The sequence below is a fragment of the Flavobacterium sp. N1736 genome (assembly GCF_025947065.1).
In the GTDB taxonomy this organism is placed as follows: Bacteria; Bacteroidota; Bacteroidia; order Flavobacteriales; family Flavobacteriaceae; genus Flavobacterium.
The window spans coordinates 3,936,271-3,959,449 of the sequence record NZ_CP109994.1 but is presented as its reverse complement, the minus strand read 5'-3'; the positions used below and the strand labels follow the sequence as shown (position 1 = coordinate 3,959,449).

The following is a 23,179-nucleotide window of genomic DNA, read 5'->3' as shown; positions in this document are numbered from 1 at the left end:
TTGAATTTTCTTTTTACTTCTTTTTCTTTAATAATTCATTTGCCTTCAAAAAGTATTCCTCTTTTTTCTTGGCATCTCCCAATCCATTATAAGCTTCTCCTAACTGAATATTAAAATTTGCTTCAAGCTTAACATCATCAACCACATAATCTAATCCCATTTCTAAAACGGTTTTTGCGTTTTTAAATTGCTGCAGCTGATTGCTTCCTAATCCTGCATAATAATAAAATTGCGGCTGACTTGGATAAACTTCTATCATAGTCATCGCTCTTTTTGTCATCGGTTCAAATTGTTTTGCCTGTGTGTAAGCATCAAGCAAAAGCAAATTGGTTTCGCGATCTGTATCTGAATTTGATTTCAGGTCTTTTTCATAATACCTGATTGCGTTTTCAAATTGATTTTTGCTATGATAAAATTTACCTATTTCTTTCGCAACATCAACATTTGGGTCATTATCAAAATAACCAATTGCTTTTTCTAAAGCGGGTGCATATTGCGGGTTTTTATTCACATAAATCAAAAATTCATTTAATGTGCGATGTTTTATTTTTGAATCAATTTTTGAACTTGCCAAAATTATATTCATCGAATTAATTGCTTTTTCTGACTGATTAGTGTCTAAATATCCTTTAAACAAACTTACCTGCGCCCACTCTGAAGTTGGAATTTCTTTTGCTAATTGTTTTGCAACATCCAGCGCTTTTTCTGTTTCTTCTGATTTTGAATACAAAAAAATCAGATCTGTATAATTTGATTCTTCTTTTGGATTCTTTTTAATCTTGTCAATTAAATTTGAAGCCTCTGAATTTTGATATTTTCCCTGCGACAAAATTTGCATTTTATAACGATCACGATCTTCAGATTTACCAAACTTATCGTTCATTTCATTAATCGTTGCAAGCGCTTTATCGTACTGATTTGAAATCATATACAACGAAATTAAATCATCTTTATATTCTTCGTCAAACGGAATAATTTTTTGAATTGTTTCGATTGCCAAAGGATAGTTTTTGGTTTCATAACTTACATCGTAAATTCCCAACCAATACCATTTATTTTTAGGATCTAATTGTGTCGCTTTTTCAAATGAACTTTGGGCATTATTATAATCTTTTAATGCCAGATAATTTTTCCCTAATTCAAAATAAGCTACTGCGTCATTAGGTTTTAGTTTGATACATTTTTCTAAAGATACAATCGCTTTATCGTAATTTTCAATTCCTTTTTGTTTCAATGATTCATAAAAAGAGTCCTGATACTCATCTGTTGCCATAGCAATATCTTCCGGATTAGTCTGTGCCATAACCGAAAATATATTGCTAAACAAAGCGAATATTAAAATTACTAAAACTCTTTTTTTCATCATTTACATAATTTCTTTTTAAAGTATTATTCTAAAACAGAATAATCACCAATGCTAATACTTGTAAACTTACCATCATAACTAACGTGGTTTCCAATCATTGCATTGTCCAGGTTAGCATTTTTTATTTGCGAATACGTTTGTACTAAACTGTTTTTTATTGAACTGTCGATAACATGACATCCTTTTCCTAAAGAAACATTTGGACCCACGGTTGCATTTTTCAACACTACATTTTCGCCAATAAAACAAGGCGGAATAATGGTTGAGTTTTCTAAAGTTACGTCATAATCTACTAAATGCTCACCATCATTGTGTAAAAACCCTAACATTCTTGTATTAGTCTCTACAGTTACATCTTTATTTCCGCAATCCATCCATTCATCTACGCTTCCGGTTTTAAAAACTTTTCCGTTAGCCATCATTGCTTTGATTCCGTCATTGATCTGATATTCACCACCATTTTGAATATTATTATCCAAAACGCCCTGAAGTTCTTTTTTCAAATCTCCAACTTCTTTAAAATAGTATATTCCGATAACGGCCAAATCGCTAACAAATTCTTTTGGTTTCTCAACCAATTCTACGATTTCATTGTTGTTGTTTAATTTTACAACGCCAAATGCTTCCGGCTGATCTACTTGTTTTACCCAAATCACAGCATCTGCCGAAGGATCTAATTCAAAATCTGCACGTATTAATGTATCTGCATAGGCTATAACTGCCGGACCTGATAGAGATTCTTTGGCACACATAATGGCATGTCCGGTTCCTAAAGGTAAATCCTGACGGTAAATAGACGCTTTTGCTCCTAAACTTCCTGCCAATTCTTCTAAACTTGCTACAAGATCATCGCCAAAAAAAGCAGGGTCTCCTAAAATAAAAGCCACTTCTTCGATTGGTTCTTTTAATATTTTTGCAATATCTTCAACTAAACGATGTACTATAGATTTTCCTGCAACCGGAATTAATGGTTTTGGAACAGTTAATGTATGTGGCCTAAGTCTTGATCCTCGACCCGCCATTGGAACGATTATTTTCATTTTGAAATTATTTTAAATATGGGAAGATTAAAAATCTTCAGTTTGGTTAGTTCAAATTATACTACAGCAAAGTTTGCAATCCTAAGGTTTTATTTCTGTTTCTCTTAAAATTTTTACCACAAAGTTCGCAAAGGTTTTCACAAAGATTACAAAGTTAGTTTCGCTTTATTTTGAGGCCGCAAAGTTTATAAACTGATCGCTGAAACTGCGACTGAAAACTGATTACTGAAAACTACTTAACTCCTGTGCTTCCAAAACCGCCTTCGCCTCTTGAAGTTTCAGAAAGTTCTGCAACTTCCATCCATTCTGCTCTTTCATGTTTGGCAATAATCAATTGTGCAATTCGTTCTCCGTTTTCGATTACAAATTCATCATTAGATAAATTTACTAAAATTACGCCTATTTCGCCTCTGTAATCAGCATCGACAGTTCCGGGAGAATTTAAAACCGTTACTCCTTTTTTTGCTGCCAAGCCGCTTCTTGGTCGCACTTGCGCTTCATAACCAATTGGCAATTCGATAAAAAGTCCTGTTTTTACGATGGTTCTTTCTAATGGTTTTAAAACTATTGATTCGGTTAAATTGGCACGTAAATCCATTCCTGCCGAAGCAATTGTTTCGTAATTTGGTAATGCGTGTTGTGACTTATTGATTATTTGTATTTTCATTTTTATTTTATAAAGATTAAAAAGTAACACTACTTTCTATTCATAATTCCTTTAATGGTGTCTTTTTCGTTATGATAAACAAAATATATAAAAGCTAATAATAACGGAATTCCAACAAAATAATTTTCTCTAAATCCATAAAAAGAAATAGCCGAAAACAAAATTGAAATTCCTAAATATGCTCCAATTTTATTCATATCATAAGGTATTGGATAATATTTATTTCCTAAAATGTATGAGATTAACATCATACTTCCATAAGCTGAAATTGTTGCGATTGCTGAGCCGTAATAACTGTATTTTGGAATTAATATATAATTTAAAACCAATGTTACAATAGCACCAACTATAGAAATGTAAGCGCCAATTTTTGTTTGATCTGTTAACTTATACCAAACGGATAAATTGTTGTAAATTCCTAAAAAGAAATTGGCCAGAATAATTAAAGGTACCACTTTCATGGCTTCCCAATATGATTTATTATCCAGCAAAAGATATTTTAAAACATCTGCAAAAACAATAACTCCCAATAGAATCAACGAACCAAAAATCACAAAATATTTGGTGATTACAGCATATGTTTGTGGTGCATTTTCGTTTTTTGAGTGGCTAAAAAAGAATGGCTCAATTCCTAATCTGAAAGCGGTTGCAAACAAAACCATAAATAAACCTAATTTATAGCAGGCAGAATAAGCCCCCACTTCTGACTTGGCTAAATTTTCTGGTAATAAATATCCAAGCAAAATTTTATCAAAATGTTCATTAACTGCAAATGCAAGTCCGGCAACCAAAATTGGTAAACCGTATTTCATCATTTTTTTCCAAAGTACTGGATCAAATTTTCTGCCAAGTGAAAGATAATTCGGCGAAAGCACTACAAAAGTGGCTAAACTTGCCAACAGATTTGCAATGAAAATATACGCAATCTGGAAATTTTCTACATATAAATTATCCCAAACAGAATTTGGATGTGACGCTGCCAATTTTGGCAAGTATATTAAAAAGAAGAAATTCAGCAACATATTAATGAACACATTTCCAATCTTAATTGCTGCATAAACCATTGGTCTCTGGTTGGCTCTTAATTTTGAAAATGGTACTAAAACCAGAGCATCCAAAACTAATATCCAAACTGAATAGGTTATATATTGCGCGTCAACTTCGGCCCAGTTTGCTAAGGTATTTCTAAATATTAATGCCGCAAAAAGAAACCCGATCGACGACCAAAATATTGATATTGTTGATGTTGCAATGACATTTTTCTTGTCTTCTTCGGCGCTGTAAAACCTAAAAAAAGCCGTTTCCATTCCATAAGAAAGTACAACGTTAAAGAAAACCATCCAGGATAAAACAATCGAAACTTCTCCGTATTCTGCAGTTGGTAAAATCCCGGTATACAGTCGTACTAATAAAAAACTTAGCATTCGGGGTAATACTGTTGCTAATCCGTAAATAGCAGTTTGTTTGAATAGACTTTTATATAATCCCAAAATATGTATGTAATAAAGTTTGTAACACAAAAATAACCAATTCTTTCGTTTATTATTGATTTTGTTGAATTCAATAAAAAAACTTCGGTATATTTTTATACGGTTAATTTTTTTTCGTCCAGAATTTTAACAAAATGAAATCCTTTTGGACCATAACCCTGATTGTAGTAAAAACGATGTGCAGCAAAATTTCCTGTAAAAGCGTCCAAAACAATACTGCTGCAATCTAAATCTATGGCTTTTTGTTCGATATAATCTGTAAGCAATTTTCCAATTCCTCTGGAACGAAACTCAGGATTAACAACAAAATTATCTATTTCAAGATATTTACCTGTCCATAACTTAGTTGCAGACCAACATCCGGTAATTCCAAGACAAATTCCACTTTCAAAAACTCCAATCTGGATATAATTGTGTGGTACCATTTGAGAAAGATAATCTTCATATTTCTCAACGGAAATATTGGGATAAAGAAATCGTATGGTTTCAATATTTTCCAACATATCCTGAATTGTAGTAAGTTCTCGTATTTTTAATTCCATGATGTTTTAAGATAGTTGTCAAAATTAATAAAAAACAAATTATTCAGGATTGAAAATAGTATTAATTAGTCAAAATAAAAGATGAATTACAGTTTGTATCTGAACGGAAACAATAGATTGCTCACAGAGATAATCTCTTGATTTTAAGAGGTTTTACAGTTTAAACATCTAAAAAAGAACTAAAACATGTGAAATATATAAATTCCTGTCAAAAATTATGTAACATTTTTTTAACAGTCTCTTCTTAAATTTGCTTCACAGGGATTGAGAAAGCTAAATACAACCCGTATAAAAAAGGAAGCACTGGGACTGATAAAGCTTGTTTGTTCCCATAAAAGACAAAGCACAAGGGATTGATTCTGCTGAAATGTAACCCTAAAAAAACAGAGCATTGGGACTAATAAAGCTAGTTTGTTCCCACGAAAGACAAAGCACAAGGGATTGATTCTGCTGAAATGTAACCCTTAAAAAAACAGAGCATTGGGACTAATAAAGCTAGTTTGTTCCCATGAAAGACAAAGCACTGCAGAGACATAAATCTGCCTTTTAGATTTATAAAATGGTACTGATTCTCGGTTTATGATCAAATTGGGAATCACCATTTTATAATCATTTTTATTTAAAATAAAACTACTATATATTAATACAAAAAGAGCCAGCAATATAATTGCTGGCTCTTTTTTATTGTGTTTATATCAGAAATATTACATTTTTAATTTTTCAAATAATGAAATGATAAATGTATAACAAAACCTAAAAATCATATAATAATCCAACAACATTGTTATAGTAAATTTGTTTTGTAGGGATTTGATAACAGCTGATTTGTAACCCTTAAAAAAACAGAGCACTGGGACTAATAAAGCTAGTTTGTTCCCATAAAAGACAAAGCAATACGGAGACGTAAATCTACCTATAAATTTTATAAAATGGTGTTGATTCTCTTTTTTGATTAATTGAGAATCACCGTTTTATAAGTTTAAAAAGAAAAACTAAAAAACTACTATAAATAGAAAGAGCCGACAATTACTTGTCGGTTTTTTTGTGCCTTTTTTTCATAGTTAGTGCTTCTACAAAAGCCTTATTCTGTTACTTATAAAACGTATAGTGGCTATTGTGCTATCATAATCTTATCTAACTTTCTTTTTCCGAATTTCTTAAAAAATAGTCATCGACAATGTCTAAGCCTTTTTAATCTGGATTATTTAAGGAAATCATTGCTTCATTACTATTTATTATCGGAGTTAATTAAATGAATAAAGCATTATGAAATTACTAAATGTCAAACTATTCCTTTTTCTGTTCTTATTATTTCCTTTAAAGAATATTTTTTCGCAAAATGTTACTATTCCTTTGGTAAAAATAAAAGATCACAAAGAAAACACGGCTGTAATAAATATTGATTGTGATTATGATTTTTTACCTAATAATGGAATTCAACTAATTGCGCAATATCCTGAGATAAGAGAAACAAACAGCTATAATGTATCTTCTGTTGATTATGCTCCGGTTGGAGATTTTGATAGAGGAGAAAAGGTTTTTAATATTAGTGAGAGTGATGATGTTTATAGCAAAATTATAAACTTACCGTTTGCCTTTTGTTTTTACGGTAATTTATATTCACAAATTATAATAAGTGATAACGGAATAGTAAATTTTAATACTCTTTTGACAGAACAGAAGTCTGATCGTGCTCCTTCTGGGTCGATTCCTAATGGACTTACCAGAAATTCTATTTTCGGAGTTTTTCATGATATGCAAGGTGTAGATAAGATATTATATAGACAAGAAGGAAATTTTCCTAACAGAAAATTTATTATTAATTATAATAATCTCCCACAGTATGGTTATGGAGTGGCTGGTAAAAGTTCCACTTCGCAAATTGTTTTATATGAAACAACCAACATAATAGATGTGTATGTAAAAGACCGCTTTAAAAATGAAGGTAGTAATTCTGTCATTGATGGAAATTCATTTCAAAAAAATGCAGCTATAGGTCTTACTAATTACGACTCAAGCGCAGGAATTGCTGCTCCTGGACGAGATAGCGGAAATTGGGAAGCTCATAATGAAGCATGGAGGTTTACTCCAAATGGAAATACCAATATTGCTATACAATGGTTTAATGATGGAAGTGAAATTACAGGAACACGAAATTTGGAAAACATACTGGTTTATCCCACTCAAAATGCAAAATATGAAGTAACCGTAACTTATAATTTGTGTACTCCAGTTTGGGTTACAGATACTATAGAAGTACAATTTTCTCAGGATTTCCCAACCGCGAAAGAAATTACAACAGCTGCCTTTTGCGTAAATAATGGCGAAAGTTATACGCTGGATTTAACTTTGTATGAACCAGAAATAAATCCCGATTCGTCACTTTCCTTCTCTTATTTTGAAGATCAAAATCTTACAATTCCAATATCTGATTCTAAAAATGCGTATTCTTTTTCGAATAATAAAACAATATATGTCAAGGTATTAAAAAGTGGAGTTTGTTACAGTACCACAAAGTTAAATCTGAAATTAAATAAAAAACCGATAATTACTCCGAATCAATTCTTTGAAAAATGTGATGAAAATAATGATGGAAAAGAAACCATTAATTTAAATACTCTGGGCATTACGGGGTTAAATGGAATTACTTATAAATATTTTGAATCTCAGGAAGCTGCTAATAATGGTAATCCTGAAATAACCAATTATACGGCTTATCCTTTAGATGTTAACGGAGAATCTGATAATACAAAAACCTTGTATTTACGAGTATGGAATACTTCATATAATGATCCGGATTGCTATACTATTGTTCCATTTAAAATAAAACTAAAACAGTATATAAAAGTAAAAACACCAGATAAAGCTTTTTTAATTTGTAATGTAACGGAGGGGCAATTAATAAAAAATTATAATTTAACTCAGCATGAAGCACAACTTCTGGATTCTCCAATTACAGGAATAAACCTTGAATATTATACTAATTCCAGTTATGCTGCTTCTTATAAAATACTCAATCCTGCTTCTGCAACTTTGACTATGAATACTACTATTTATGTAAAGGCAACAGCTGTTGGTTATTGTGATGCATATACGCAAATTTCACTTGCAGCAGATGATGATTGTGACGGCTCGCCTGGCGGAGGTGGCGGTGGCGGAGGAGGAACAGCAACTGGTCCCGGCGGTCCCGGCGGTGGTGGTGGCGCTATTTGTGATACAAATGAAACTTCATTTACAGTGAATCTGGATGTAGATTATCTCAAATTCTATTTACAGGGAGGATTGACTTTATCCGATATTACCCTGATTGGGTTTTATGATTCTGCCAACAATTCCCTGCTTACGGATATGGCTCCTTATACTTATATTTTTTCACCTCCTTTTTTTAAAGTAGTTCAGGCACGATATAAAATAAATAATAGCGGGATAGAATCGTATGTCAATTTTCCGGTAAGTGCATCAAAAAAAGCAACAATAAATCCGAGCACTTTTGAAATATGTGATATCTATAATGACGGAAAAGAAATCATTACTATAAAGTCAAATTACGATCCAAAACCAAAATGGCAAATGGCATTGGAAGCAGAATATCCCGGAGCAACAATACATTTTTTTGCTGCCTTGGAAGATTTGAATAATTATGAAGCTGACCCAAGTAATATTACTAAAATTATAACCGACATAAATTTAATTCGTTCCCAGACAACGATATATGTTTATGTAAAATATTATGGTTGTATTTATACCCATGAACTAAATTTTAATCTGGTTCCTATTATCGAAAAATCAATAAATCCTGCTTATGTAGTTTGTGATTTTGATGATGATAAAAAAGAAATTGTAGACATAATTAAAATAAGTAATAATGAAACAGATATAAAAAATGAACTGTCAGCCACACAATTAAGCAAATTACAAACTCCAATACGATACTATCGAACTTTGGTTCAAGCTCATTCAGGAGCAACAAATTATATTTCTAATCTCACTAATTTTGAGATCAATCCTTTGCAAATGTCTGTATTTGCAAGACTCAACATAAATGAGGAATGTCCTGTTATAGTTGAAGTTAAATTTCAGTTTACTACTGCTGTAGCTTTGCCTGTTCTTAAAAACTTACTTATATGTGATGTAAATAATGATAATCAGGAATTTGTGAATTTAAATGAAGGACTGGTAAGCAGTGATCCAAATGCTGAAATTACTTTATACGCTACTTTGTCTGCCGCAGAGGCAGGAAATGAAGGTTCACCATTTTTTATTTCTAATATATTGGCAGTAAATTATCTGGTAACGGTTTCTCCCACGACTATTTATGTTCGGGTATACGATAAAATTACTACCTGTTGGAAAATAGTATCTTTTAATGTCAATCTTATTAAAACTCCGGTACTTACTAATACCATTATTAAAAGTTGTGATTTTGAAAATGATGGTAAGGAACTTTTAACCGCTAGTTATATAAAGGATCAACTTATTGCTAACAATCCAAGTCTTTCAGCCGGTATGGTTTATAAATTTTATAAAACGCAGGCAGAATCCATAGCTAACACAACATCTTTGATTGCTGCTATTGAAGGAACTTCAGCTAATTCTGTTTGGGTTAATGTTGCTCAAAATATCGGAGATTGCCCAATAATAGTTGAACTGAAATTTGATCTGGTAAAGTCTCCCGAATTAGAAACAAAACCGCTGGTTTATACAATTTGTAATAATAATACAGGGAATGAAAATGCTGCAATTAAAGAAAATGTGATATTAGATAAATACAGAGATGATATTTTAGGATTTCCAATAACTGCTAATCATACATTTACTTATTATGACACTTCTGAAAATGATGCTATTGCAGGAGGAAGTTTTGGCAAAGTATCTTCTGCTTATACGATAACTTCATTTCCTAAAACAATTTGGGTGAGAGTAATTTATACACCAACCGGATGTTTTTCTATCAAACCAATTATTTTCGAACAAACTCCTTCTCTGGAAAATGTTATCATAGATTCTGAAATTATTGCGTGCGGAAATGGAGAAATGTCTAAGGAAGTTGATTTACGAAATTACCCTCCACAAATGATAACAGCATCTTCAAACCTAAATGATTTTGCCATAAGTTATCACAACTCACGAGCTAATGCAGTAAATAATGTTATTTTAAATCTGGACATAACACGATTTATCGCAACCAGTAAAAGTGAAATCTGGATAAAATTTGCCTCTAAAGCAACGGGGTGCTATATCATTAAAAAATTGAGTGTAATTATTTATGATACTCCTAAAGCACAGGATATATATGAGGCCGTTTGCGATGAAACGGATGGGAAACTGGATGGAGAATATGTCATTCCTGATTTACATGTTTTTAAAACCCGAATAATTAACGGAGAATCTAATCTTGAAAATCTATACATCTATACTTATTATAAAAACCAACTTGATGCTGTTGCAGGAAACGGAAATACAGTTAATAATTTAAATTATACTTTTACAGAAGCAGATGTACTATCCGGAAATTTTTCCGATTCCCATACTATTTATGCACGTATTGACAAAAAAGATAATACCGGATGTTTCTCTGTTGTAGGTATACAATTCCAGATTAATAAAAAAGTTTCTGTAAATTCAATCCAGCCGGAGCTTTTTAAATGTGATGAATCAGACAATGACGGAAAAATAAATTTTGATTTAAGTTCTGTAAAACTCAACATTTCTACAGACACAAATGTTGGATTTAAATATTATCCTACCAAAAATGACGCGCAAAATAGCACCAATGAAATAATCAACTTTACCAATTGGAGAAATCTAAATATTTACGAACATATTGTATATGTCAGGGTTAATGCCGCTGGTTATTGTGATAATATTGCTTCAATCAAACTAAAAATATACCCGTATATTAAGGCAAATGATTACATAAGCGCGAGTATTTGTGAATTTGAATCTGACGGAAAAACAGAAAGTATTTTAAATCTATTGGATGAAGTTAAGCATATGACTTCTCAGATCAATAGCATTCCTGAATATTCTAATTTGCTGGACGATTTAGAAATTGTTTTTTATACTAATTTATCTGATGCGCAAAACCCAACACTCATCAATTCAATTCCAAAATCGAATTTGTCGAACTATAATATTCATGTGGGAATAACAGAAATTTGGGTCCGATTTCAAAGTAAAACAACAAATTGCTTCGAGATTAAAAAACTGACCTTAAAGAAGTTAAAAGCTCCGGAAATTAAAATAGAATTAACTCCGTTTAGATGTTCTATTGACAATGAGTTGCTTGATGCTGTTGTAAAACTTAATCCAATTAAAGAAAATGAATTATATAGTTATAGTTTCGATAATGGAACTACTTTCTCTAATACAAAAAATTCTATTGCTGTAAATTCTGAACAAACAATAAACTATATCATTAAAGATGAAAACGGTTGTAAAGTTACAGGTAGTGTGTTTGTTCCTGGGTATAATCCTCCAAGAGATTTAGAAATTTCAGCAACGCCTATCTATTGTAATACTATTGGTGCTGTTGCAACAGTTACTGTAAATAATATAATAGGCGCAACAACTGGTTCTTTATATACTTACGAAATTATAAATCCTATTGGGATTGCTCAACCAAATTCTACAGGGATTTTTTCAGGATTATCACCAGGCACTTATCAAATTAAGGCAACTGATAATGTTTCAAAATGTTCCGTAACAAAATCTATTGAAGTTTTAAAAGCACCACAAATTAATATAGATGTACAATCACATATTGATATAATGTGCAATGGCAAAAATACAGGATCAATATCTTTTATCGTAAGCAACTTTATATCTTCAACTAATTATACGTATGAGCTTATACCTAATATATCAGGATTAACATCTTCTCAAACAGGGAATCTAATATCTTTTGCAGATTTATCAAAAGGGAAATATACTTTCAGCGTTACCGATAATATATCAGGATGTACTGATCAGGTCAATTTTTTAATCAATGAACCACCGCCTCTTATCTTTACTGGCAACGCAATTGATATTACTTGTAATGGAGCTAATGACGGTAAAATTAAAATTACAGCCACAGGCGGAACTGGTCTTATTAAATATGCTATCTCCCCAAACTTATCACAGTTTGAAGATAAATTTGAGTTTGATAACTTATCTCCCGGTACTTATCAAATTTTAGCTCAGGACGAATTAGGTTGTTCAGGAAGCGAACAATTAATTTTAGAAATAAAGGAACCAGATGTTTTACAAGCCAAAGTTATTAATCCAGTGTTACAGGAAATTTGTGAAGGAGATAAAAATGGTGAATTTAGTATTTCAATTTTTGGAGGAACTCTTCCATATAGTGTGAGTCTTGATAATTCAGACGGACCTTATAAAGAGATCCCAGATTCACAATATGATTTTACAGAACTTGTTGGTGGTAAAAAATATAAGGTCTTTATTAAAGATGCCGTCGGTTGTATAACAGAAATTGAAGTGAATATGGAAAACGCTGTCATATTTAAACCTCAAACAGAAATCACTTATTATTGTATAAAAAATGAAACAATAAATTCTGTAACTATTTCAATTCAGGCAGATAACATTGATTTAGATGATATCGATTATGCATTAGATAATACAACTACATATCAACGTGATAATGTATTTAAAAATATTGCACCCGGAGTACATACAATCAGAGCCAGACATACAAATGGTTGTGAACAAACAACATTGCCATTCACCGTAAAGGATATTCAACCTTTAAGATTAACATTGAATAATGGAGCATTAAATGAAATTGTAGCAACAGTTACCGGTGGTCAAGCACCATATAAATACTCATTTAGTGAAAAATCCTTTAGCACAATTAATAAATTAATTTTTTATCAATCTCAAATTTATATTGTTACGGTAACAGATAAAAATGGATGTACGACTACAGTTTCAAAATATTTTGAATATATTGATCTTTGTATTCCTAATCATTTTACACCAAATGGTGATGGGATTAATGATGAATGGGAACCTGGATGTTCAGTAAATTTTAAAAACTTAACCTACACTATCGTAGATAGATATGGTAGAATAATAGCTAATTATAAGTTAGGTCAAAAATGGGATGGAAAATATAATGGTAATGAATTACCATCTGGAGATTACTGGTATATATTAAAGCTCAACGACTCTAAAGATGACAGAGAGTTTACAGGACATTTTACCCTTTACAGATAATTGATTAAGATTTTTTAAAATAGAAATCAATTCTAAAAAAAAAGAGCCGACAACTACTTGTCGGCTCTTTTTGTATTCTTAAATAAATTATCCGTTCAAAGCTTCTGCTCCACCAACGATCTCTAAGATCTCATTAGTAATTGCGGCCTGACGTGCTTTATTGTAAGTCAATTTCAATTGGTTTCTCAATTCAGTTGCGTTGTCAGTTGCTTTGTGCATAGCTGTCATACGCGCTCCGTGTTCTGAAGCAAATGAATCGCGAATACCTTTATACAATTGTGTTTTCAATGATTTTGGAATCAAAGTCAATACAATTTCTTCTTTTGAAGGTTCGAAAATATAATCTCCAGTAGAAACCGGTACATCAGATTTAATTGGCGCTAAAGGCAAAAATTGTTCTGTTTGAACGATTTGTGTCGCAGCATTTTTAAATTGATTGTAGATTAATTCAATTCTGTCATATTCTCCTGATAAGAATTTTTCAGTAAGATTATCAGCAATTCCAGCAACATTTTCAAAAGTTAAATGATCAAAAATTGCATTATGGTGACCGTGTGCTTTAAAAGATTTACTTAGTGCATCATTTCCTTTTTTACCAATAGGAAAAACATCAACTTGTTTTCCTGCATAAAAAGCAGCACGATTTTTAACTTCTTTAATAATATTTGCATTAAATGCACCACATAAACCTCTGTTTGAAGTTATAGCTACAAGCAATACTTTTTTTACTTCACGTTGTGTTGTATAATCACCTCCAACTTCACCATCAAGTGTAGCAGAAAGGTTTTGCAACAACTCCGTTAATTTCTCGGCATAAGGACGCATCGCAGTGATCGCATCTTGTGCTTTCTTAAGCTTTGCTGCAGAAACCATTTTCATTGCCGATGTAATTTGCATCGTCGATGAAACGGAAGTAATTCTATTACGGATTTCCTTTAAATTTGCCATTTGTCGATTAAAAAATGTGACAATTTGAAAATTAGATAATTTGAAATTCTCTTGAGATATTTTCTAATTATCTAATTTACGAATTCTCTAATTAGATATATTTTGCTGAAATTTCTTTTGCTGCTTTTTCGATAACATCAGTAATGTTGTCATCTAACTTACCAGCTTTCAACGCGTTAAGCGTATCTTTATGTTTGCTGTTTAAGTAAGCTAAGAAATCTGCTTCAAATTCTTTTACTTTATTTACAGGAACGTTTCTCAATAAGTTTTTAGAACCAGCGTAAATAATTGCAACTTGATTTTCAACAGGATAAGGATCATTTAAACCTTGTTTCAAGATTTCAACGTTTCTTTTTCCTTTTTCAATTACATTTAAAGTAACTGAATCTAAATCAGAACCAAATTTAGCGAAAGCTTCTAATTCACGGAATTGAGCCTGATCTAATTTTAAAGTTCCAGAAACTTTTTTCATTGATTTAATTTGAGCATTACCTCCAACACGAGATACAGAGATACCTACGTTAATAGCAGGACGAACTCCAGAGTTGAACAAATCTCCATCAAGGAAAATCTGACCATCTGTAATCGAAATTACGTTTGTTGGGATATATGCAGAAACGTCACCAGCCTGAGTTTCGATAATTGGCAATGCAGTTAATGAACCGCCACCTTTTACGATAGACTTGATAGAATCTGGTAAATCGTTCATGTTTTTAGCAATTCCGTCATCAGCAATTACTTTACAAGCACGCTCTAATAAACGAGAGTGTAAGTAGAAAACGTCTCCAGGATATGCTTCACGTCCCGGTGGTCTTCTTAATAAAAGAGAAACTTCACGGTAAGCAACAGCTTGTTTAGATAAATCATCATAAACAATTAAAGCCGGACGACCTGAATCTCTAAAATATTCTCCAATTGCAGCACCTGCGAAAGGAGCATAAACTTGCATTGGAGCTGGGTCAGAAGCGTTTGCTGCAACAATAACGGTATAAGCCATTGCTCCTTTTTCTTCTAACATTTTAGCGATTCCTGCTACAGTTGAAGCTTTTTGCCCAATTGCAACATATATACAAAATACAGGTTTTCCTGCATCGTAAAATTCTTTTTGATTTAAGATTGTATCGATACAAACAGTAGATTTACCTGTTTGACGGTCACCAATAACAAGCTCACGTTGTCCACGACCAACCGGGATCATAGCATCAACTGCTTTTACTCCAGTTTGTAATGGCTCAGTAACTGGCTGACGGAAGATAACTCCAGGAGCTTTTCTTTCTAAAGGCATTTCGTATAAGTCTCCGCCAATTGGTCCTTTTCCATCAATTGGAAAACCAAGAGTGTTTACTACACGTCCTACCATTTGCTCACCTACTTTAAGAGAAGCGATACGTTGTGTTCTTTTTGCTGTTGATCCTTCTTTGATTCCTGTTGATGGTCCTAAAAGTACCACACCAACATTATCTTCTTCAAGGTTCAATACAATAGCTTCAAGTCCGTTATCAAATTCAACTAACTCACCATATTGTACATTCGATAGCCCGTAAATACGAGCAATACCGTCTCCAACTTGAAGTACTGTTCCTACTTCTTCTAGCGTAGCACCAGATTCAAAACCTTCTACTTGCTTTCTTAATATTGCTGAAATTTCAGCAGGTTTGATTTCCGCCATCTTAATTTATAATTTAGACACTTTTATGTGTAATAAAACTAATTACTTAACTCTCTTTTTAATACCTGCAATCTGTTTGCAACAGAAGCATTGTATTGATTATCACCTATTCTTAAAATAAATCCTCCAATAATTGATGGATCTACGATATTTTCAATTGTTATTTTTTTATCTGACAATGTTGCAATTTTCGCCAAAACTTTAGCTTCTAATGCAGCATCCATTGCAATTGCTGTAGTAACTGTTGCTACTTCAACTCCATTATTTATGTCAAATAATTTTTTATATTCTAAAGCAATTGCTTCTAAAATTTCGAATCTTTTATTTTCAAATAATAAATGAAATAAACCTTTAGTTACTCCATTTACATCTGCAAAAACTTCTAAAAGAGCACTTTGTTTCACTTCAACTTTTGTAGTTGGGTTTTGAATAAACGTACTCAATTCTTCATTTGTTTCAATTGCTGATGCAATTGATTTCATGTCGTTATTGACAACTTCGGCAACACCTTTAGAGTTTGCTAAGTCCAGAATTGCTTTTGCATAACGAATTGCTGCTCTTGTACTTGCCATAATCTTAGTTTAACTTTACGTCACCTAACATTTTCTCCACTAATTTAGTTTGAGATTCTTTGTTAGATAATTCATCTTTCAACAATTTTTCAGCAATGCTTAATGATAAAGTTGAAACTTGTAATTTCAATTCGGCCATAGCAGCATTTTTTTCATTTTCGATAGCAGCTTTTGCCTGCTCGATCATTTTTTGACCTTGCACCTGTGCTTCGTTTTTAGAATCAGCTATCATTTTCTCTTTCATTTCACGAGCTTCTTTTAGCATCGCGTCACGTTCAGCACGAGCTTCATTCAAAATTCTTTGATTATCAGCTTGCAAGTTTTCCATTTCTCTCTTTGCATTTTCAGCAGAAAGTAATGCATCTTTAATACCTTCTTCTCTATCTGTGATAGATTGCATGATAGGTTTCCAGGCAAATTTTACTAAAAGTAAAATTAAAACCAACAAGATTAAAGCTTGCCAAAAGAATAAACCGAATGAAAAATCGTTAATTAACTTATCCATTTTATACTATATTAAAATATTTAATTTCTTTTTTTAAAAGGTAACAACACCTTTAACCAACCGTTAAAGATGTTGTTATTTTCTTCTTTATTATTTTCCTAAGATTAAAGCAGCAAATGCTAAACCTTCTAATAAAGCCGCGATAATAATCATCGCAGTTTGAATTTTACCAGCAGCTTCTGGCTGACGAGCAATCGCGTCCATAGCAGATCCACCGATTTTACCTAAACCTAAACCTGCACCGATTACTACTAAACCTGCACCTACTAAAGTTGGAATTGTTCCCATAAGTATTTATATATATAAAATTAAACTTCTAAATTAAATAATTGCTGTTTCATCTTCATGGTGGTGTGCATGATCATGATCCTGAACAGCCATACCAATAAATAATGATGATAACATTGTAAAAATGAATGCTTGTAAGAATGCAACCAAAACTTCGATAACAGAAATAAATAATGTTAATCCCATAGAGATTGGCAAATCTGCAGCTAAATTTTTTCCAACAAAAATCATTGCAATTAAACTCATAATTACTACGTGACCCGCAGTGATATTTGCATACAAACGAATTAATAATGCAAATGGTTTTGTTAGTGTTCCTAACACCTCGATTGGTGCAAGGATAATTTTCATTGGTACAGGAACTCCCGGCATCCAGAAGATGTGTCCCCAATAATCTTTGTTAGCACTAAATTGAGTAATGATAAAAGTAAACATTGCTAAACAAACTGTAATGGCAATATTTCCTGTAACGTTAATTCCCAGCGGAGTCATGCCTAATAAGTTTAACATCCACACAAAGAAAAACACGGTTAATAAGTAACCCATATATTTTCTGTATTTTTTCTCACCAATATTTGGAACAGCGATTTCGTCTCTGATAAAAATAATTAGCGGCTCTAATACCCTTCCAAATCCTGTTGGGATTGGTCCTTTTTTATATGATTTTGCTAAACCTGTAAACATGAAGAATAATAACACTGCAACAAAAAGCATTGACACAACATTTTTTGTAATAGAAAAATCCAGTGGTTTTTCATTTTCAGGATGTCCGTGCTCATTAAAAGTAATTGTTCCGGCAGCATCTGTTTTGTATATTTTACCGTGAACAAGTTTGTAGAAATTTCCATCAACTTCTGCAACTTCTTCACCATGGTGTAATTTTGAAGACGAGAAAATTTTCAAACCTCCGTCAATAAGAATAACCGGTAATGGAAAACCATAATGTTTATTTTCTTTCTCATCTGAAAAGAAAACAAAATCATGAGAATCTTGTAAGTGATGATCAATAAAAGCGTCCACTTTTGCTTTTGGATCCTGTGCTACATGTTCTGCTTCAGCATTATCATGCGAAACTACTTTCTCTTCATGAGCTACCTCAGTTTGTACATGCGTTGAGTCATTCTCTGAGTTTGCAAAACCCGATGCCGGAAGACAAGCTACTAAAGCTGCAAGAATAAATTTAAGAGGTCTGTTTGAAATCACCATATCTGTTAAAAATCTTATTTTTACGTTTCTGAAATTTGGTGCAAAGGTACATTTTTTATTAATATTCAAAAGGATATGAAAAATTATTTTTGAACCTTGTTTTACAGAATCGCTATTTTAACGCTTTTCATTTAATAATCGGACAGTTAAAAGCGTTTCAAATAACAAAAATAAAATAAATGTTATAAAAAAACTGATTTTTTCAATCATGACCTCTTCAGATTTGCTTTCTAAAATAGGTCGTAAAATTAAATATCCTAATAACATTTGTGTAAAGGTTCCAAACAGGAAAACCATTCCAACAATTTCAAAATTCTTCTTTTTTACTATTAATAATATAAGGTATAACAATGCGGATATTCCGAAAAAAATTAAATACAAAAATTCTATACTATAATAAAAGTTTTGGGGGTTAACTTTTAAAAGTAAGAAAGCTGCTTTGTGCAAAATGTAGGCTGCCAAAGCTAAAAAGAATAATTGTAATATAGGTCTGTAAATTTTTAAAAACATGAAAATAAATTTTATGCAAAGATGCAATATTTATTTAAAGCTGTTTTTAAAGATAATTTACTTTGTTTTGTTAATGTCATTTACCTGTCTGATTACATTGTATAAGGCAAGACCAACACCAAGCATAACGAAAATAGTATTATAATAAACTTTTGGACTTGGATGATTTTCATCTAACCAAGATCCAAAATATGAAAACAAAAAAATAATAATTCCCATTTGAACAGGAATATTTATGAGCGGCAACCATTTATTCCTTCTGTTTTTGTTCGGCTCCTTTTCCATCTTTTACTATTACTTCTTTAGTATTTGCCAACATTGTACATGTAGCCGTAAATTCGGCTCCCGGTTCAATAGACAATTTTCCAACGGCTACTTCTCCATGAATATGCGCTGATGCTTTTATATTAAGGATTTCCAAAACTTTTATTTTGCCTTGAAATTCGCCTTCAATATCTGCGCTATTACAAACAATTTCTCCTTTAACAACTCCTGTTGCTCCAATAACTAATTTTCCTTGCGACGTAAAGTTTCCTATTAACTCTCCGTCTAACCGAAAATCGGCTTTAGAAACAATATCTCCTATTATAGAAGTTCCTTCAACAATTCTGTTGGTTTTTCCTAAAAGTTCCGTTCCTGGTTTTTTTACTTTATCAAACATGCGATTATGGGTTTTTTGGGGCTAAATATGCGTCAAGATTTTTCTTGATTTGAACTACTTTGTAATTGTCACTAGAAATAATAATTGGCTTGTGTGCAATTTTATATTTTTTATCATCTCTTAAAATTCCCACAACATCGTTTGCATAACCTTCCGATTTCATTCCATGGATAACTACAAAATTGTAGGTTTTATTGTACTTGTCCACAGAAGTTGTTAATCTCTCATAATTTTCAACTAACAAAAATACTCGAATTGCTTCTTCAATTTTTTTACGTGTCTGAGAATCGTTAGCAGGAATTAAATATAAAATTTTCCAGTTTTTACTATCAACTGCCGTAAAATCAAGTTTCTCTAAACCCGGAACTTGTTTTTCAAGAATTTCACGGGCATTTCTGCCTTCTTCCGTATTCGGATAATTATCTGCAACTGCTTCAAGACCTTTTTTATAAGCAGCCAATCCTTCTACTTTTCCTAAAGTATTCGCTTTCAGTAATTCATATTTTGAAACAATTTCATCACCGGAATATTGGTTAATCAAATTATCAATATTTTCTAAAACAACATTAAACTGTTCTTCTTCAAACAACTTATACCATTTATTGTATTCTTTGTCCGGCGTAATTAAATCTTCTTCGCTTGTTTTATTCAAAATTTGAGCATATCTCGAATTTGGATACGTTCCTGTAATTTTTGCTTTTACAGCTTCGGCTTTCGCAGGATTAGTAATCTGGTAGATTTTATACAAATTATACATTGTAGGCAAAACCAATTTTTCTTCCGGATTGTTTTTTAATAACTGCTCCAGTTTATCGCTTGCTAAATTATATTCTTTAAATTTTTCTTTATAAATAAGCCCTAATTGATAATAAGCAAAATTGCGTTCCTTACCAATACTATCCATTACAATTTGAGATGTTGGAAGCTGCTTTTCATAAAACTCTGTTGTATACTTTTCAATAACGATCGTATCTTTTACTGCATTTGCTATATCAGGATCAATACTTAAAGTATCATTTAAAGCCGCATTATTTGCCGCTTTTACAGCTGCCAGTCTCCAGTTGGTACCTAAAGTTCTATTACTTCCCCACATTTTTTTAAATTGCAATTTTCCGTACGCAACAGTTGTTGGGTTATAAAAATAAAAAGTGCTTGCAGTAGTATTTCCGTCAGGCGGAATAATTGAGCCAACATTAGGATCAGAAGGTTTTCCTAACGAATTTGGGTTTACTGCCGCCGGTCCATTGTCAGAATTTGTATTGCGTTCTATATTCGCTAATTTTTCCTTTTCTTTTTCTTCTAAAATACGTTTGGCTTCATCTTTCTTTTTCAGCTCAGCGATATAATTTTCAAAATAAATTTTTCGATCCGGTGCCGGCAAATCGTGTACTTTTATAATACTGTCATTACGTTTTGCAATTGCTTCATATTTAATGACATCATCCAGATTTTTTCGGTTTTTTTGAATAAAAGCGTACTCTCTCGATTTTGGTTCTAATTTTACCAATGTACTGTCATAATATTTGGCAGCCATTGTATAATCTGTATTTTTAAAATACATGTCACCAATATTTCTATAAGTCGAAGCTATTAAATAAGAATCTTTAGATTTTCTTGCCAACGATTTATTGTAGAATTCCAACGCACTTTTTTGTTCTTTTCTTTTATCATAAAAAACACCCATTTCATAAAAAAGAACATCATAATATGGTCTGTTCTCACGATCTTTAACCAGCTTATTGTAGGTTTCTATAAATATCGTGTCATTGCCATTTTCATAATCATACATTTGAGCCTTTTTTGCATAAGAATGCATCATGTATTTTCTGTCGGCTTTACGATTCATATCAATTACTTCATCATAAAAATAAAAGGCGCTGTCTTTTTTTCCAACTTCCTGATACATTTGCCCAAGAATAAAACGGTATCGGGCTTTGTCTTCATTTACTCTCGAAAATTCTTCGGCAATTCTAAGTTTCGCAACCGCGCTGTCTCTTTCTTCTAAATTTAAAAAAGCCTCCGCCAATAAAGCATTAGCATCTGAAAATGTTTGCTTATTTAAATCCGTATTTTTTAATAAGAGTTTAATGTTTTTAATTACAATAGCGTCATTTCCCAGGCGCATATTGGTTTTTTCACGCCAAATTTTTGCCGTATAAATATTGCTGCTGTTTGGGTATTTGTATAAAATATAATTGAACGCTTCCAGAGCCGGAATAAACCTTTGGTCGTAGTATCTGGCTTTTCCTAACATTAAATAAGCTTCATCAATTTGGGAGTTTTTTTCTCTGCCTCCAATATTCATCGAATGCTTTTGAATGGCTTTTGTAGCTTTGGTTTCTGCTTTTTCAAAATCAGGATTTTTTGTTTTTCCTTCTTCAGCAAAACCTTCATCAACCTGCATTTTTTCAATAGGCAGCATCTTCCAGAAATTATCCTGATTATCAGCCTGAATTGACTTTAAACCTTTATCTAAACCAATACCGCCATTGTACAAAATATTATATTTTGTACTTAAAGCATGCGAGTTTCTGGACAAAAAAGTATTTTTCTTGGTAGAACAAGCTATCAAAATAAATAAAAACACTAATGCAGAACTATATTTAAGAGTATTCTTTTTCAATAGAAAAGATTTTTAAATCAATTAACTTCTAAAAAGGATTTTTAGTATAAAAGCCCTGTAAAATTACGTTTCTTTTTGACATATCGACACTTAAACTGCAAAAAACGATTCGAGTTCTTGTAAGGTTTCTTCCGATGTTTGGATATCTTTTACGATTTCTCCTTTATTTAAGGCAACAATTCGATCGCAAACCTCAACGGTATGCTGCAAATCATGGCTGGAAACCAGCACTGTAACGTTTGGATTTTGCGCCAGTTCTTTTATTATTTTTTTTAATCGACTCACGGTTGTCGGATCTAAGTTCGCAAAAGGCTCATCCAGAATAACTACTTCCGGATTTCCTATAAGTGTGGCAATTATCCCCACTTTCTTTTGATTTCCTTTAGACAAATCGCGAAGATATTTTTTATTATTCAGGATTTCTCCATTAAAAAATTCTTCATGCTGTGCTAATAATGCATCAATATCAGCTTTGTTTTGATGACGCAAATCTCCAATAAAATAAAAATATTCTTCGGGAGTTAAATAGCCAATCAAAAAACTTTCATCTAAAAATGAACCCGTAAAAGATTTCCAGTTTTCATTTTCATTGACCTGAATGTTATTACTTTTAATATTTCCTGTCGAAGGCTGAATCAAATCAAGCAATAAACTAAAAAAAGTAGTTTTTCCTGCTCCGTTATTTCCCACTAATCCAAAACTTTGCCCTTTCGGAATTTCAAGATTATGAATGTTTAAAACTGTTGTTCCGTTATATATTTTTGAAAGTTGGTTTACTTGTATCATTTTTTTAATGTTTAATTGTTGATTTGGTTAATCGTTAATTTGGTTCGCAATCCGATAAAAATTATCTCATTATCAAATTGGCACAT

At 32.0% G+C, this 23,179-nt stretch carries 17 protein-coding genes; 1 reads left to right on the top strand and 16 read right to left on the bottom strand.

Annotated elements, in window-relative coordinates:
* Positions 1–13: 13 nt before the first annotated feature.
* The 5 genes from OLM54_RS16770 to OLM54_RS16750 form a co-directional block, all read right to left on the bottom strand.
* Positions 14–1,363 carry a tetratricopeptide repeat protein gene (locus tag OLM54_RS16770; protein WP_264538578.1) on the bottom strand — a complete coding sequence of 450 codons (1,350 nt, stop codon included), beginning with the start codon at positions 1,361–1,363 and terminating at the stop codon, positions 14–16.
* 26 nt (positions 1,364–1,389) lie between these two features.
* Positions 1,390–2,406, bottom strand: coding sequence for a sugar phosphate nucleotidyltransferase (locus tag OLM54_RS16765; RefSeq protein WP_264535718.1), 1,017 nt, complete (start codon positions 2,404–2,406; stop codon positions 1,390–1,392).
* A 232-nt stretch (positions 2,407–2,638) separates the two neighbouring features.
* Positions 2,639–3,073: a dUTP diphosphatase gene (gene dut / locus OLM54_RS16760; RefSeq protein ID WP_264535717.1), complete on the bottom strand. Its 435-nt coding sequence runs from the start codon at positions 3,071–3,073 to the stop codon at positions 2,639–2,641.
* 29 nt (positions 3,074–3,102) lie between these two features.
* Positions 3,103–4,563 (bottom strand): lipopolysaccharide biosynthesis protein, encoded by a 1,461-nt coding sequence (locus OLM54_RS16755; protein WP_264535716.1) that lies wholly within the window; start codon positions 4,561–4,563, stop codon positions 3,103–3,105.
* Between the two features lie 95 nt (positions 4,564–4,658).
* Positions 4,659–5,105 (bottom strand): GNAT family N-acetyltransferase, encoded by a 447-nt coding sequence (locus tag OLM54_RS16750; RefSeq protein WP_264535715.1) that lies wholly within the window; start codon positions 5,103–5,105, stop codon positions 4,659–4,661.
* Positions 5,106–6,371: 1,266 nt separating this feature from the next.
* On the opposite strand from OLM54_RS16750, the gene OLM54_RS16745 reads away from it, so the two are divergent.
* Positions 6,372–13,325, top strand: coding sequence for a T9SS type B sorting domain-containing protein (locus OLM54_RS16745; RefSeq protein ID WP_264535714.1), 6,954 nt, complete (start codon positions 6,372–6,374; stop codon positions 13,323–13,325).
* A gap of 87 nt (positions 13,326–13,412) precedes the next feature.
* On the opposite strand, the gene atpG is transcribed toward OLM54_RS16745, so the two are convergent.
* The 11 genes from atpG to OLM54_RS16690 form a co-directional block, all read right to left on the bottom strand.
* Positions 13,413–14,273 carry an ATP synthase F1 subunit gamma gene (atpG, locus tag OLM54_RS16740; protein ID WP_264535713.1) on the bottom strand — a complete coding sequence of 287 codons (861 nt, stop codon included), beginning with the start codon at positions 14,271–14,273 and terminating at the stop codon, positions 13,413–13,415.
* Between the two features lie 91 nt (positions 14,274–14,364).
* Positions 14,365–15,942: a F0F1 ATP synthase subunit alpha gene (atpA, locus tag OLM54_RS16735; RefSeq protein WP_264535712.1), complete on the bottom strand. Its 1,578-nt coding sequence runs from the start codon at positions 15,940–15,942 to the stop codon at positions 14,365–14,367.
* A 38-nt stretch (positions 15,943–15,980) separates the two neighbouring features.
* On the bottom strand, positions 15,981–16,514 hold the full coding sequence (atpH, locus tag OLM54_RS16730) for an ATP synthase F1 subunit delta (RefSeq protein ID WP_264535711.1): 534 nt from the start codon (positions 16,512–16,514) through the stop codon (positions 15,981–15,983).
* Positions 16,515–16,518: 4 nt separating this feature from the next.
* A complete protein-coding gene (locus tag OLM54_RS16725) occupies positions 16,519–17,019 on the bottom strand; it encodes a F0F1 ATP synthase subunit B (protein ID WP_264535710.1) in 501 nt (166 codons plus the stop codon).
* A gap of 90 nt (positions 17,020–17,109) precedes the next feature.
* On the bottom strand, positions 17,110–17,307 hold the full coding sequence (gene atpE / locus OLM54_RS16720) for an ATP synthase F0 subunit C (RefSeq protein ID WP_008465835.1): 198 nt from the start codon (positions 17,305–17,307) through the stop codon (positions 17,110–17,112).
* Between the two features lie 33 nt (positions 17,308–17,340).
* Positions 17,341–18,513: a F0F1 ATP synthase subunit A gene (gene atpB / locus OLM54_RS16715; RefSeq protein ID WP_264535709.1), complete on the bottom strand. Its 1,173-nt coding sequence runs from the start codon at positions 18,511–18,513 to the stop codon at positions 17,341–17,343.
* Positions 18,514–18,630: 117 nt separating this feature from the next.
* Positions 18,631–19,023 carry a hypothetical protein gene (locus tag OLM54_RS16710; protein WP_264535708.1) on the bottom strand — a complete coding sequence of 131 codons (393 nt, stop codon included), beginning with the start codon at positions 19,021–19,023 and terminating at the stop codon, positions 18,631–18,633.
* Between the two features lie 57 nt (positions 19,024–19,080).
* A complete protein-coding gene (locus OLM54_RS16705; RefSeq protein WP_055096813.1) occupies positions 19,081–19,308 on the bottom strand; it encodes an AtpZ/AtpI family protein in 228 nt (75 codons plus the stop codon).
* Positions 19,274–19,684: a bactofilin family protein gene (locus OLM54_RS16700; protein WP_264535707.1), complete on the bottom strand. Its 411-nt coding sequence runs from the start codon at positions 19,682–19,684 to the stop codon at positions 19,274–19,276. Before OLM54_RS16700 ends, OLM54_RS16705 begins: the two co-directional genes overlap by 35 nt.
* A 4-nt stretch (positions 19,685–19,688) precedes the next feature.
* Positions 19,689–22,307, bottom strand: a complete 2,619-nt coding sequence (locus OLM54_RS16695; RefSeq protein ID WP_264535706.1) for a tetratricopeptide repeat protein — start codon at positions 22,305–22,307, stop codon at positions 19,689–19,691.
* A 90-nt stretch (positions 22,308–22,397) separates the two neighbouring features.
* A complete protein-coding gene (locus OLM54_RS16690) occupies positions 22,398–23,093 on the bottom strand; it encodes an ABC transporter ATP-binding protein (RefSeq protein ID WP_264535705.1) in 696 nt (231 codons plus the stop codon).
* Positions 23,094–23,179 lie beyond the last annotated feature (86 nt).